This window comes from Psychrobacter piechaudii, assembly GCF_900162825.1.
In the GTDB taxonomy this organism is placed as follows: domain Bacteria; phylum Pseudomonadota; class Gammaproteobacteria; order Pseudomonadales; family Moraxellaceae; genus Psychrobacter; species Psychrobacter piechaudii.
Map to the genome: position 1 here is coordinate 14,430 of NZ_FUGE01000100.1, position 14,592 is coordinate 29,021.

A 14,592-nucleotide genomic window follows, 5' to 3' on the forward strand; every position below is an offset into this window, starting at 1 on the left:
ATCTGTTTTGACATTATTCATTGTCACTGCTTTATACAGGCTCAAAGTTATTAACTTTGAGCTTTCTTTTAATTAAACCCTTAAATAAACTCTTAAAAGAGATCTGGCATTCCTATGAATTCTTCTGCTTCTACCGTAAGCCTTGCTGAAGTGTTGACAGCCATCGAGGCTCGTCAGCCCCTCTTAAATCAACAGCCGTTGACAGAGGCGCAGTTACAGATCCAGTTAACCGGTATTGGCAGTCTATATCAAGCCAGTGACAGTCAGCTAAGCTTTTTAGCAGACCAGGCCTATGTTTCAGCTTTATCAGAAACTAAAGCAGCGGTAGTTTTGGTGTCAGCAGCGCATGCGGACCAAGTACCTGAGGGTAGCACTGCGATAATTGTGTCCTCGCCTTACGTAGCTTATGCAAGTGCCACACATCTGTTTGACCGTTCGCACAGCTTTATGGCTACGCCTTCACAAACTTTTATCCATCCGACAGCTCAGGTGGCTGATTCTGCTGAACTGGGTGAGCAGGTATATGTCGGGCCTTTTTGTGTCATCGGTGAAGAAGTAAAAATTGGCTCAGGCAGTCGACTGCAGTCACAGGTGCATATTGAGCCATACTCTATAATCGGTAGAGACTGTACGCTATATCCAAACAGCTACATTGGTCATAGCTGTCAGTTAGGCGATAAGGTCAGGATTCACGCCGGTGCCAGCATTGGTTCTGAAGGCTTTGGTTTTGCGCCTATGTCTAATACTGCTACGGAAGGTTGGGAGCGTATCGTACAGCTGGGCCGTGTTATTATTGGTAATAATGTCCGTATTGGTAGCCAAACTTGTATTGATAGAGGTGCAGTTGACGATACGGTTATTGAAGACAACGTCATCATTGATAACTTAGTTCAAGTAGGCCACAACGTAAAAATTGGGGCAGGAACGGCCATAGCTGGAAAAGTAGGTATCGCCGGTAGTGCTATTATAGGTAAGAATTGTATGATTGGCGGCGGCGTTGGTATTGCCGGTCATTTACAGATTACAGATGGGGTAGTATTAACCGGCATGACCTTGGTTAGTAAGTCAATTAAAAAACCAGGCGTGTATTCTTCTGGAGTAAGCTCAATGCCAGCCATGGATTGGCGACGTGCTATGGTAAAAATAAGAGCGCTAGGTAAGAAATAACCAGCTGACTTGATTGTATTAAGTTTTTAAGCCTAGCTTTAGTAGGCATTGTTAAGGTTAAATAATAGCATTAAGATTTGTGTGCGTAAAATTTTGATAAGGACAACTCATGATACAGCAGAGTAAGGGTGCAAGCTCAGAAGCTAAAATAATTTCCGAACAAGACGAATGGCAAATGACCGCTGAAGATGCACAGCTATTGTTAGATAAATCAGTAAGCTTGCCGATGGGTTATGAGCAATTAAAACGCTATTTGCCCCACCGTTATCCTTTCATGCTTGTGGACCGCGTGACCGCTTGTGGCTCAAATTCTTGGATCACTGGTTATAAGAATGTCACCATCAATGAGCCCTTTTTTCAAGGTCACTTTCCGCAAGAGCCTATTATGCCTGGGGTGCTGATTATAGAAGCATTGGCTCAGATATCAGGCATTTTGGCTTTTATTAATGAAGGGGTTACTGCCGAAGAGGGCCATCTGTTTTTATTTGCCGGAGTAGATAAAGCTAGATTTAGAGCCCCCGTGGTTCCTGGTGATCAGTTGGTCTTAAAGTCTAAGCTTTTATTGCAGAAGCGGGATCTTTATAAATTTGATTGTAAAGCTTATGTAGACGATAAATTAGCAGCCAGTGCCCAATTAATGATTATGCGCCAAGATAGAATCGTTACGGCTTAGAATTAAGGCTCTCACATAATATAATTTTAAATTTTCTAAAAAAATAGGTTGTTCTTAATGACACAGATACACCACACTGCCATCGTCTCAAGTAAAGCTGAAATCCATGACAGCGTAGTGATTGGACCTTATTGCATTGTCGGCGATAATGTTTCTATTGATGAAGGAACTAAGCTGCTACGCCATGTGGTGGTGACTAAAAATACCCGCATTGGGAAAAATAATGAGATTTTCCAGTTTGCCAGTATTGGTGAAGACTGTCAGGACTTAAAGTATGCAGGTGAAGAGACTTGGCTCGAGATTGGTGATAATAACTCTATTCGAGAGGCCTGTAGCTTTCATAGAGGAACCGTCCAGGACAATAGCCTTACCAAGATAGGCAGCAATAACTTATTTATGGTGAATACCCATGTCGCTCATGACTGTATTATAGGTAATGGCAATGTCTTGGCCAACAACGTGGGAATCGCTGGTCATGTCCACATTGGTAATAATGTGATTGTTGGGGGTAACGCTGGGGTCCATCAGTTTTGTCAAATTGGTGACTATAGTCTTATCGGCGGAGGGAGTGTTATCCTAAAAGATGTCGCAGCAATGACTCTGGTTTCGGGGAATCCTGCAGCGGCACATGGTCTTAATGTTGAAGGTATGCGCCGTAAGCAGTGGTCAAAGAATACCATTAACACCCTCAGAGCCGCTTATAAGCTGATTTTTAAGTCTGGTAAAACTACCGAACAGGTGATTGCAGAATTGACTGCTGATTACTTGCCGCAAGAGCCAAAAATTCAATTATTAATAGATTCTTTGGTTAACAGTAACCGAGGAATTACCCGATAATTTTAGATAATTGAAAACTAGTTTAAGTAAAACTAACACCAAGCCATAACTTTTAGTTATGGCTTTTTTAGTTTTTAGTCGCTTGACTTTTAATCGCTTATGAAACAGACTTACTTTGTTAAATGATGTAAATACATATTGCTATAAAGCCAATTTATTGGCGGTAGTTAGTGACTTCAATAACTGTCTCATAAGGACATTAGACAGTTAAAGTATAAGCCTTGGATGGCTGGAGGATTAAAATGTCAAACAAACAGCATCACGCTCAATGGGGATCTCGCGTCGGCTTTATTATGGCCGCCGTTGGTTCTGCTGTGGGTTTAGGAAATATTTGGAAATTCCCATATATGGTTGGTGAAAGCGGAGGGTCTGCTTTTGTACTGGCTTATCTGGTGTGTATTGCCCTGATTGGCTTTCCAATCTTAGTAGCAGAATGGATGATTGGTCGTCGTGGGCAACGTAACCCAATGGATTCATACGCTACTGTGGCCGTTTCAGAAGGTAAGACTCGTAACTGGGCCATTGTGGGTGTGGTCGGAATTTTAGGGGCCTTTTTAATCCTGTCTTTTTACAGTGTTATTGGTGGCTGGGCTCTAAATTATATGACCAAGTTAGCCAGTGGTGATTTTAACGGGCTAGATGGAGCAGCTGTAGAAGGGGTATTCAATACCATGTTAGCGTCTCCTGCTACGCTAACTATTTGGCATACAGTCTTTATGGGTATTACAGCAGGTATTGTGGCCCTTGGGGTAACTGGCGGTATTGAAAGAGCCGCTAAGGTTATGATTCCATTACTGGCGTTAATTTTGTTGGTAATCGTGGGTTATAACGTGGTCAATGGTGGTTTTGCTGAAGCTGTTGATTACTTGTTTACACCAGATGTGGCTAAGTTATTTGGAGAAGGCGCGTCAGATATTTATTTATCTGCGTTAGGACACGCTTTCTTTACCTTATCACTGGGTATGGGCATCATGGTGACTTATGGCTCATATTTAGGTAAAAACATTAGCCTACTAAGTATGGCACGGGCAGTAGTAATCCTTGATACGGTTATCGCGCTTGCTGCTGGCTTGGCTATTTTCCCAATTATCTTCAGTCATGGCATGGACCCTGCAGCCGGACCTGGTCTAATCTTTGTCAGCTTGCCAATCGCCTTTGGTAGTATGACGGCGGGGGCATTGCTAGGTGCCTTGTTCTTCTTATTGATTACTTTTGCAGCCCTAACCTCTTCAATTTCTTTGATTGAGCCTTCTATTGAGTTTTTAGAAGAGCGTACGTCAATGAGTCGTAAGACAGCTGTTGTTGTAGCCAGTGTGGCTATTTGGTTGCTGGGTGTGGCGGCGTTATTGTCGTTCAATATGTGGTCAGAGGTAATGATTTTTGGTAATAATATCTTTGACTTCTTAGACAAGTTAACCAGTAAATTCATGTTGCCAATCGCAGGTTTAGCGGCCATCGTCTTTGCAGGTTGGGTCATGAATCAAGAGAGCGTGCGCCAAGAGCTTGGCTTATCAGGAGGCAGTTGGTCACTATGGCAGTTAATTGCTAAGTTTGTGGCCCCTATTGGTGTAATCATCGTATTTATTACGACTGTTCTAAGTTAATCCAAACGTTAAATTGAAGCAAAAATAAAAACCCCCAACTTTAAGTTGGGGGTTTTTTTATAGGTCATTTAACAGCATAAGGGTTAAAGAGTTAGACAGTTAGGCCTTAGACTGCTGAATGATGTTTAACATACGGCGTAAAGGCTCTGCTGCGCCCCATAACAGCTGATCGCCCACAGTAAAGGCACCTAGGTACTCTGGACCCATATTCAGTTTACGTAAGCGTCCTAAGGCCACGGTTAGGGTTCCGGTTACTGCCACAGGAGTTAGACGCTGCATGGTGGCTTCTTTATCGTCTTCTACCAAATCCAACCACTCGTTGCCGCTATCTCTTAACGCTGCTTCGATTTCCTCTAAAGGAATGTCTTTTTTTAGTTTGATGGTTAGACCTTGAGCATGACAGCGCATAGAGCCCACACGGACACACAGACCATCGATAGGGATGATATTTTCACCTTCATTGTTTAGAATCTTGTTGGTCTCTACACCGCCTTTCCATTCTTCACGAGATTGTTTATTCTCAAGTTGGCTGTCGATATAAGGGATTAAGCTTCCCGCTAAAGGCACACCGAAGTATTGGGTTGGGAAGTCACCACTGCGCTGAGTCTCAGCAATCTTTTTGTCGATGGCTAAAATAGCACTGGCAGGATCAGCCAATTGGTCAGCTACCGCATCACGCAACATGCCCATACCGCTGATCAGCTCACGCATATTATTAGCACCTGAGCCACTGGCTGCTTGATAAGTCATTGCTGATACCCATTCAACCCAACCGCGGTTAAATAGCTCGCCAATGGCCATAAGCATTAACGAGACAGTACAGTTACCGCCGATAAAGTCTTTAGTGCCGTTTTGTAGGGCATTGTCGATAACTGAGCGGTTTACTGGGTCTAAAACGATAACACTATTGTCTTCCATGCGTAAGCTACTGGCCGCATCAACCCAGTAACCCGTCCACCCAGAATCACGTAATGGGCCATGTACCGCTGTGGTATAGTCGCCGCCCTGACAGGTAATAATCACGTCACAGTTGCTAAGTGCTTCAATATCATGAGCATCTTTTAACTTGGCACTGGCTTCAGTGTGTTTAATGCCCTCAAAGGTAGGAGCATCACCGCCAGCATTACTGGTCGAAAAGAAAATAGGGGTGATATTAGCGAAATCTTTCTCTTCTACCATACGCTGCATTAGCACAGAACCTACCATGCCACGCCATCCAACAAGACCCACTTTTAATTGACTCATGAATATATCCTTTGTGTATCTAGCTAAAATTATTTGTTAGATTAAGAACGTTAAGCCCAGATAAGCTTAGCCCTGAATAAATAACCGACGCTGTATCTGAATTTGCAGTATTTGTATTCGTGCTGCAGATTGTGGGCAGCAAATTTACAATATGCAACCCTTTACATTGCCTTGATATGAGTGAAATTGCAAGAGTTGAGCTTTAATTTTTTAACATTTTTTTTGTTATAAATTATAAGATAGAACTATATTTACTAAATTTACCAATTTATTTATATATTGGTTAGAATCTCTGTATTATTGAGCGGACTTATAGAGATAGCTTTTACCTTGGCTTTATCATTATATAGGCTTTACTTTTCCTTATCCCAACCTGGTGGCTCTACTAAAAATTTACATTGGTGATTTATGCTCGACTCACTCTATTTTATTTTCCAAATATTGGCAGGCTTGGTGGTCTTCGTCAGTGTGTGGGGGTTATTGCCTTTAGATCATTGGTGGATAAGGGGCGTTGATTTTCCAAGGATACAAATTCTAGTTATCGGCTTGGTAAGTCTTATCGGTTTGTTGGTCTTAGCTCCACAGTGGGGAAGTTGGGGTATCCTCCTCTTGCTTGCTTTAATAGCAGCGGTAGGACTGCAATTACGCATGATTCTGCCTTATACCCGCCTTTGGAAAAAAGAGGTGCGTCAAGCCTTGCCAATAGATGATGCAGTGCAATTAAAGTTAATGGTATCAAATGTATTAACGCCTAATAATAATACCCAAGCCTTAGTGGATTTGGTTCAACAAAAGCGACCTGATGTGTTAATCACTCTTGAGTCGGACCAAAAATGGCAAGATGCTCTAACGGTTATTGAGCCCGACTATCCCTATACGGTGAAAGTGCCTTTAGATAATTTATACGGCATGCATCTGTACTCTAAATTTGAGCTGATTGATCCTGAGATAAAATATTTATTGATTGATGATATCCCCTCGATTCATACTCAGCTACGTCTGCCTAATGGCGAGGTTATTTGGCTTTACTGCCTGCATCCTATGCCCCCTAGTCCAACAGAGGCAGATAAGTCGACCACGCGCGATGCTGAACTGTTAATGGTAGGGAGACATATCAAAGAAAATAATCAGACGGCCATCTTAGCAGGTGATTTAAACGACGTTGCTTGGTCAAAAACAACGCTAATGTTCCAGCGGATATCAGGGTTGCTAGATCCTCGCATTGGTCGATTTTTTATCAATACCTTCCATGTGGACTATCCTTTTTTACGCTGGGCGTTAGATCATATTTTCCATAGCCCTTGTTTTACGTTAGTTGACATTGAGCGCTTACCTTCCATAGGCTCAGACCATTACCCAGTATTGACTACTTTGCAATATGAAGCCTGTGCCACAGCTGAACAGCAACAAAATGCTACGGAAGCCACGGCGAAAGACAAGCAGGAAACGGCAAAAAAAATTGAAGAGGGCAAAGAGGAAGGAGAGCGACTGTCGCAAGAGCATGCGGAAGCTGAACAAGAGAAAGCTGAGCAGGAAAAATCTGGCGCTCAGTGTCAGTAGCTTTAATAATAGCTAGAGCTGTCGCTATGAGTTAATACGAGCAAATAGAAAGAAGGAGCAACTGGCTGGCAGGTTGTAAGCATATGCTTACGTAAAAATGGGCTTTTGCCTGCTAGGCATAGATAGGGCAACCGCCTACAATAGACTCATCAACACAAGGATGCATGGATAGCAGTGTTGGGTTGCGTAGATGAGCTGTTAGGATTTGCAGCAGATAAAATTTGGTCTATTGCCCTGTAGATTAAGTCTTATCGAATTTACGTAGAAGTCTGGCTAAGGATTAGCCGTAAGGAAAATAATAATAACAATTAAATAGCGCCCCAAAACCCAAGTCTCTGCCCTAGACTTGGGTTTTTTCTTTTCTACTGTTATTTTAGAGTTATTCTTTGTCTTTTCTTAAGGCTCTCTTCCTATTTGCTTTTACAGAGCGGTTGGCCTCCTTTAATTGACTGTCCTGGGATAAAGAGCGATATACCTCTAAGGTTTCGTCAATCATTTGCTGCATGGTAAATTTGTCAGTAATAGGTGGACGCATCGCATTTTCTAATTGAATGCGAATGACTTTGCATAAGGCATAAGCGGTATCTTCTTTAACCAAGCCTTGTGGATAAAGTGGTTTTAAAATTTCATTAAAAGCCGCTTTGTTCCATCCCACCACAGGGGTTCCTAAATGAATGGCTTGTAGCACATTAATTCCAATGGACTCAGGCTGATTTGCCAAACCTAGCACTAAGTTTGAAGCGGCCAACCATTCCCGCATGTCATTGTGTTTGGTCCCGATAAAGGTGAACTTATCTCTTAACTCTAAAGCGTTAATTCGCTGCATAAATTCTTCATGCACCACTTCACGGCGTGAGTCGTCATCCATAATAATGATGTGCAGATTGGGGAAGTCCTCGCTTAGGTTGCCCAAGATATCAATTAGCCACTCTTGCCCGTACTCTTGTCCAATGACGGTCGGAAACAGTAACCATTTTTTGTGCTCAAGCTCAGGATATTCAGCAAAGGTTCTATGAATCCAATATACAGATGGGTTATAGCGATAAGGAAAATTGCGGGTATCTACGCCGCGATAAATACGTACGATAGATCGTGGCGGATTCTTAACCTCTTTCAATCCCTTTAATAAATAATCACTCACACTATCAGACACAGTAATCAGACAGTCGACGTTCAGTAAAGCTCGCGCATAACTATTTAACGGATAAAAGCCATACATGGTAGCGACCAGCATAGGTTTTTTAGCTACTTTGGCGCCTTTAAGTGCCCAATGTAGAATCCAAGCTGGGGTACGAGAGTGCAGGTGAATAATGTCGGGCTGATACTTCTCAATAAGCTGACGTAAAGGCCAAATCTGGCGTAGAGACAGCCAAGATTTCTTTTCTAGAGATAACTGATGATAGATATTACCATCGCGTTTAAGACGTTTTACCAGCTCATGCTCGGTGTCTGCTGATGAGATAATAATTGAGGTGTGGCCGCGTTTGACCAAAGCTCGTCCAAGATGAAAAATTCCGCGCTCGGATTCGTCGTGCTTTAAAGAGGAGAGCAGGCGCATGACTTTCATAATAGCAACTGGGCAGGTTAGTGGATAACAAAGCAATGGACTGCGCACATTGTCAGTGAAAATGAAGCAAAAAACAAGGTGCGTGTTAAATTTACGGAAGCGGTAAATTAGCGTGACTGACTAAGATGCTCAGCATTGGGCAAGACTTGTTTTTCCGTTAAATATTTCCAATAACGCTGGGGCAAGTATTGTCGGTGTAAACGAGGATTTTTACGCTCTTTGATATTAATATTGGCAAAATAGCCTTGCCAGAACTTTTGATATTGTTTTTCCTGCTCGCTATGCAGGCTACTAGGATTCAGTAATACCTCGTCTGCCACGTCGACAATGGTTTGTAGTTCGGCAGGCTTGTTATCGACGGCTTTGGACTGGTCATAAAAAAGACCATAACCCCGCTTAATATCATAGATGGCCCACTGCTGGTCTTGATAACGCTGGCGAAAGTGCTCTCCAATTAACGGCAGAACATTAAAGTCAGGCTCTACTCGGGCAAAATAGATATCTTCGGTAGTATGCTCAAAACGTACGAATGCCTCCATGCGGTGCTTCTCACGCCCCACTGATTTAACGGTTTGTGATAACTCCAGAACCGACAGATTACCTAAGTCTTGCAGCACTTGACGATTGGGATAGTCTAAAGCGTATTTAACCACTTCAAACAGGGTGCTACCAATCTCCGCTTTTTCAGATAAAAATCCCCAAAGTATTTGGCGCATTCCTGATCGGCCCAATAAAGTATTTAATTTGGTTAGCACTCTTTGGGCTTTATTTTCATCGACAGCGACATAAGTAGCCGTATCGATCAGAGAAGGCTGATAGTCATTGATGTCAATTAGCTGTAGATACGGCTGATTTTGCAGTTTACGCTCATAGACATAGAACACAGCACTGAGCCAGCCTTCAAAGCTCGATTCATAGACAATAACAGTGGGAGTAGTTAAGGCAGGAGTACTGTGTAAAGGCATTTGTTTATCCTCTTATAGGCTTGTAGCTTAACAGGACTAAGAATTAAAACAGAGCAAGTTGCCCACTGCGTTGGTCTTTAAACTTGGTTTGGGTTTGGGCCAATACATACTGTCTAAAATTATCCCGAGTTAAATGAGCCAGGTGCTCGTTTTTACCAGTAGTAGCAATAAAGTATTTGGCTCGATTCACCGCGGCTCCCATTTTCTTTAGATGCTCAAGCGTAATTTGATTAAAGCGCCTGGCTTTAACCACCTTTTTCGCAGTTTTAATCCCAATGCCAGGTATACGGACAATGGCTTCATACGGGGCGGTTTGAATATTAACTGGGAAATGTTCGCGATGACGAATGGCCCAAGCCAGTTTGGGGTCACATTCTAGGTCTAAGAAGGGGTCGTCAGGCTCTAAGATTTCATGAGCGCCGAAACCATAAAAGCGCATCAACCAATCCGCCTGATACAGGCGATTTTCACGGACCATAGGCACAGGGGTGCCCACAGCTGGTAAGCGGCTGTCTGATAGCATGGGGACATAGCCAGAGTAATAGACGCGCTTTAAATCGTATTTTTTATAAAAGTGACTAGAAAGCTGAATAACCTGTAGATCGGTCTCATTACTGGCGCCGACAATCATTTGGCTGGTTTGGCCAGCAGGGGCGAACTTAGGGGCCGACTTGTGCTTTTTACGGCTCTCTTTGATGGTAATAATCTCTTCTTTCACCGTTTGCAGTGGCGCTTGAAGTTGTTCATGGCTTTTTTCCGGGGCCAGTAGGGCAAGTCCGGACTTTGTGGGTATTTCAATATTGGCACTTAATCGGTCGGCATATAAGCCTGCCTGATACAGCAGCTCTTTGCTCGCACCTGGAATGGTTTTGAGATGAATATATCCATTGAAGCCTTCTCGAGTACGCAGCAGTTTGGCCACCTCTACCAGACGCTCCATAGTGTAATCACCATCTTTAAAAATACCCGAGCTTAAAAACAGACCTTCAATATAGTTGCGGCGATAAAATTGCATGGTAAGCTCTACCACTTCCTCGACAGTAAAAGCGGCACGCGGGGTATCGTTACTGCGTCTTGAGGTGCAGTAGGCACAGTCGTAAATACAGTGATTGGTAAGCAGTATTTTTAATAGACTGACACAACGGCCATCTTCAGTATAGCTGTGACAAATTCCGGATTTGGAAGCATCGCCTAAGCTACCGCCTTGGTTTTTTCGGGTGCTACCAGAAGAGGAGCAAGACACATCATATTTAGCCGCATCGGCTAGAATATTTAACTTGCCTTGTAACCTTTCATAATTAATTGAACCCATATTTTTATCCTATTAACTATAGAGAGTTATGATAACAAATATAAGGTTCAGACCCTATGTATTAAGGGGGTTGGTTATATTCTATACGACAAATAGTGTCGCTAATAACCGTCATGATTAAATTAAGGATTATTAATAAATAAACTAATTAACCTGGCTATAAAAAACTCCTATCCAGAGGAGCTGGCATAGGAGTCTAAGAAGTAGAGTTTAATAAGCAAAGGCAGAGTCTAGGATTACTTAGTTATCTAGTATTATGAGTATAGACGGACATCAAAAGCCCAAAGCCTGCCATTAAGGTAATAATGGCAGTTCCTCCATAGCTTACCAAAGGTAGAGGCACCCCAACCACAGGTAGAATGCCGCCCACCATACCGATATTGACAAAGACATAGACGAAGAAAGATAAGGCAATAGCACCAGCCAATAATCTACCAAAGGTATCAACATGGATAGCCGCGATGTATAACGAGCGTACCAAAATACAAGCGTAAATAAACATCAGCACGCTAACCCCTAACAGGCCGAATTCTTCAGAAAAAGCAGCGATAATAAAGTCAGTATGGCCTTCAGGGAGGAAGTGTAGGTGCGACTGAGTGCCCTCCAAATAGCCTTTACCGGTCAGACCTCCCGAGCCAATGGCTGTTTTTGACTGGGTAATGTTCCAACCTGCCCCTAACAAATCAGCTTCTGGATTAAATAAAGTTAATACCCGCTGTTTTTGATAATCGCGCATCAAAAAAGTCCAGCCCACCCATACTGTAGGGATCATCATCGCCACAGCTGAGCCAATCATCCACCAAGGCAATCCTGCCAAAAACAATACAAATATTCCGCTGGCGGCCACCAGTAGTGACGTGCCTAGGTCTGGTTGTTTGGCAATGAGTAATACTGGCAAAACGATTATAGCAAGGGTTGAGAATACGGTGACAATATTGGGCGGTAAATCGCGTCCAGACAGATACCAAGCACACATCATGGGCAGCCCCAGTTTTAAGAATTCAGAGGGCTGGACACTACCAAAGCCTGGAATGCCAATCCAGCGCTGCGCACCCATACGTACTTCACCAATCAGCTCTACCAAAATCAATAAAAAGAGACCGATAACATAAAAAAATGGGGTGAAGTTTCGATAAACACCGGGCGGAATCTGAGCCATACCAATCATAACGGTGAAGCCCAGTAAATAGCTGACCGATTGGCGAATAATCATGGACACATCTTGAGTGGACGCACTATATAAAATAGCCAAACCAATAAAGCTCAAGGTGAGCAGAAGCAGCATCAGCCAGGGGTCAATATGAATACGTTCCCAGATGCTAGTGCTATCATCCCGGCCAAAATGATGAGTTTGTCGAGAAAATCGATACTGTTGTTGCTTTGACATAAGGCAGCTTATCATTGAGTTCGCAGAGGGAGAGGGGTTCTAATCACCTGATATTATCACCAGAATTACTCATTTTACTAAGGGCAGTATTGCTTTAGACATCTAGATATCAAATTATCTAAATAGCAGCAATAGTTTGGTAAGAAGTGAGACGCTATAGTTTAGCGTGACTGTGGCAAATTTGATAGTATCAATACTCTATCTTTATCCCACATTTACAACCTATTCTACTGGCTAACTCTTGCGACTGCGTATTGACTACATTAACTATAATAATATGACTGGAAACTACCAAGCTATGAAAAGCACGATGAAATACTCTTTAGGCATCATTGCATCACTTGCTCTGTTAAGCACCAGCTGTTCCACAGCCCCAAAGTCGTCATCAGGGGCTAATATTAATGAGCAAAGACAGGTAAGGGTGGTTAATAACAATAATCGCTCTCAAAAAGTAGTGACCCGTCAGACCGCTAAAACCGATCGTTTGGGTAACTTAATTCGAGAATCCGATCAAGCGTATCAGTCGGATCGACTGACTATTGAGCAAAATACTAGTATTCGTCCTTATGGCGGCGCCCCTTCGCCAAACTATGACCAATCCTCAAACTTCGGTGAAACCAACTATTATTATGTGCAATGGTTAAATAGCAATAGCTATCGAGCCAATGAGGTTGCTCAATATAAGCGTTATTTAGCCAATTATTTGGGTGAGCCGGCTGTCCCCCCTTTTGATCAGCTGTTAACCACGGCCCGTAGTTGGGAGCGTTGTGGTTACGAGCAGTATCAGCTTCCCCCTAATGAGCTTTGGTCAAATATGGTAGCAACCTTGAGACTCTATGAGGATTTAAAGAAGCAAGGGATTCTACCTCCGACCGCTGAAATTAGATCCACTTATCGTTCACCCTCCTTGAATGCTTGTGCTGGAGGAGCCGCGGCCAGTAAGCATATGAGTAATGGGGCCATTGATATTTGGGTGCCCGAGTATGAAGGCCAACCTTGGTATATAAATAGTATGAAAGAAAGACTGTGTCAGTTTTGGTCGAGCCAAGGTCAGAGATATAACTTTGGTCTGGGTTTATATGCTACGGGCGCTATTCATTTAGACACCCAAGGATATCGATATTGGGGCGCGGAAAATTCTGACTCAGGCTCTTATTGTCGCTATTTAAATTAAGTCAATCTCTATTCTGATATTATTCTTAATACTTATGTAAAAATCGTGTATAATATGTGTTAAGCCAGTTGCTATTATCAATTTGCATTCAGAAAAAATGATGTCTTAGTTAAGACACCGTTATCGCTGGCTAAACTTTCCTTCATTAAATTGTCTGTAACTCATAACCTTAAATCCTTTATGTGAAATCATTCATTTTTAAGTCATTGTAAGACATAAGAAGGCATATACTATTTGAGGCATAAGATTTGAATATAAGATCGTCATCGTATCTGGCTATATTAAGTTGTTTCGTGGTAGTGACTACAGTTATGGCTTGTAAGCCTGCTGATAGCCTACTGCATACAGCCCAGACCAACGAAGAATGGCAAGACATAACAGATTCAGGATTACCTAGAATTGAAGGGCCTAGCTTGCCATCTTTAACGCAAAGAGCTCAGTTAGATCCTGTACAAGCAAAGCAGGAAGTAGAGAGTAGTGGCTCTGTTACTATTGATAAAGCCAAATTGGCGGCGACTAAGCAAGACACCTGCCCTAAGCTTGTTGAATTACCAGTAGGTTCAACAAAAGTAGTTCGTAAAAATGAAGTGATGCAAGATTCTTATTGTGATTACTACCTTTATCCGAAGAAAGGGCAGAGTATATCCATTGAGAGTTATCCAAAGCATATGGCTGCCAACTTAATCAGCCCTATTTATTACGACTTTGCTAATGGTAGTTATTTGGTTAATCAAGCGGATAAATATGTCATACGTTTGAGCTATGAAGGTATTGAGCAGAGGTATGAGCCGGTAGATTATGAAGTGACTATACAGATTCAATAATAAACCCCTTCATTTGCTTTTAATAAAAAAAGACACCTTGTTGGCTTTTTTTATCACCAGTCGCCGTAAAACCACCCACTTCAGGGGGTGGATATAAGGCGACACACACTGTCGTAAGAAGTCGTTAAAGGGTTGTAAGTCAAAATTAAACTTGCCATACTAAAGGCATGAAAACCCTCAAACTACGCATTAAAGACAAGCACATAAAAGAGCTGAATCAGCTAAGCGGTTCGGTAAACTTCGTGTGGAACTATGTCAATGCGTTAAGTTTTGAGCA

At 42.5% G+C, this 14,592-nt stretch carries 12 protein-coding genes; 7 read left to right on the plus strand and 5 right to left on the minus strand.

Annotation, left to right across the window (positions count from 1 at the left end; translation table 11 throughout):
* The first annotated feature begins 114 nt into the window (after window positions 1-114).
* The 4 genes from lpxD to A1019T_RS04740 all read left to right on the plus strand — a co-directional run bounded on the left by lpxD (window position 115) and on the right by A1019T_RS04740 (window position 4,281).
* The gene (lpxD, locus tag A1019T_RS04725) at window positions 115-1,167 is read left to right on the plus strand and encodes a UDP-3-O-(3-hydroxymyristoyl)glucosamine N-acyltransferase (protein WP_077450646.1); all 1,053 of its coding nucleotides are present in this window, start codon (window positions 115-117) and stop codon (window positions 1,165-1,167) included.
* A gap of 175 nt (window positions 1,168-1,342) precedes the next feature.
* Window positions 1,343-1,840, plus strand: coding sequence for a 3-hydroxyacyl-ACP dehydratase FabZ (gene fabZ, locus A1019T_RS04730; protein ID WP_095532566.1), 498 nt, complete (start codon window positions 1,343-1,345; stop codon window positions 1,838-1,840).
* Between the two features lie 57 nt (window positions 1,841-1,897).
* Complete coding sequence (gene lpxA / locus A1019T_RS04735) at window positions 1,898-2,677, plus strand: acyl-ACP--UDP-N-acetylglucosamine O-acyltransferase (RefSeq protein WP_077450648.1); 780 nt, start codon at window positions 1,898-1,900, stop codon at window positions 2,675-2,677.
* A 242-nt stretch (window positions 2,678-2,919) separates the two neighbouring features.
* The gene (locus tag A1019T_RS04740; RefSeq protein ID WP_077450649.1) at window positions 2,920-4,281 is read left to right on the plus strand and encodes a sodium-dependent transporter; all 1,362 of its coding nucleotides are present in this window, start codon (window positions 2,920-2,922) and stop codon (window positions 4,279-4,281) included.
* Between the two features lie 99 nt (window positions 4,282-4,380).
* Here the strand turns inward: A1019T_RS04740 and asd are convergent, their stop codons facing one another.
* Window positions 4,381-5,526 (minus strand): aspartate-semialdehyde dehydrogenase, encoded by a 1,146-nt coding sequence (asd, locus tag A1019T_RS04745; RefSeq protein ID WP_077450650.1) that lies wholly within the window; start codon window positions 5,524-5,526, stop codon window positions 4,381-4,383.
* 408 nt (window positions 5,527-5,934) lie between these two features.
* Between asd and A1019T_RS04750 the strand changes: the two genes are divergently transcribed.
* Window positions 5,935-7,086, plus strand: a complete 1,152-nt coding sequence (locus A1019T_RS04750) for an endonuclease/exonuclease/phosphatase family protein (protein ID WP_077450651.1) — start codon at window positions 5,935-5,937, stop codon at window positions 7,084-7,086.
* A 379-nt stretch (window positions 7,087-7,465) separates the two neighbouring features.
* Here A1019T_RS04750 and A1019T_RS04755 read toward each other — a convergent pair whose 3' ends face one another.
* The 4 genes from A1019T_RS04755 to rodA form a co-directional block, all read right to left on the minus strand.
* A complete protein-coding gene (locus A1019T_RS04755) occupies window positions 7,466-8,653 on the minus strand; it encodes a glycosyltransferase family 4 protein (RefSeq protein ID WP_077450652.1) in 1,188 nt (395 codons plus the stop codon).
* 107 nt (window positions 8,654-8,760) lie between these two features.
* A complete protein-coding gene (locus A1019T_RS04760) occupies window positions 8,761-9,618 on the minus strand; it encodes a TIGR03915 family putative DNA repair protein (protein ID WP_077450653.1) in 858 nt (285 codons plus the stop codon).
* 43 nt (window positions 9,619-9,661) lie between these two features.
* A complete protein-coding gene (locus A1019T_RS04765; RefSeq protein ID WP_077450654.1) occupies window positions 9,662-10,930 on the minus strand; it encodes a putative DNA modification/repair radical SAM protein in 1,269 nt (422 codons plus the stop codon).
* Window positions 10,931-11,174: 244 nt separating this feature from the next.
* Window positions 11,175-12,317, minus strand: coding sequence for a rod shape-determining protein RodA (rodA, locus tag A1019T_RS04770; RefSeq protein ID WP_077450655.1), 1,143 nt, complete (start codon window positions 12,315-12,317; stop codon window positions 11,175-11,177).
* Between the two features lie 310 nt (window positions 12,318-12,627).
* On the opposite strand from rodA, the gene A1019T_RS04775 reads away from it, so the two are divergent.
* Window positions 12,628-13,491 carry a D-Ala-D-Ala carboxypeptidase family metallohydrolase gene (locus tag A1019T_RS04775; protein WP_244156541.1) on the plus strand — a complete coding sequence of 288 codons (864 nt, stop codon included), beginning with the start codon at window positions 12,628-12,630 and terminating at the stop codon, window positions 13,489-13,491.
* Between the two features lie 248 nt (window positions 13,492-13,739).
* The gene (locus A1019T_RS04780; protein WP_143514081.1) at window positions 13,740-14,315 is read left to right on the plus strand and encodes a hypothetical protein; all 576 of its coding nucleotides are present in this window, start codon (window positions 13,740-13,742) and stop codon (window positions 14,313-14,315) included.
* Window positions 14,316-14,592: the final 277 nt, after the last annotated feature.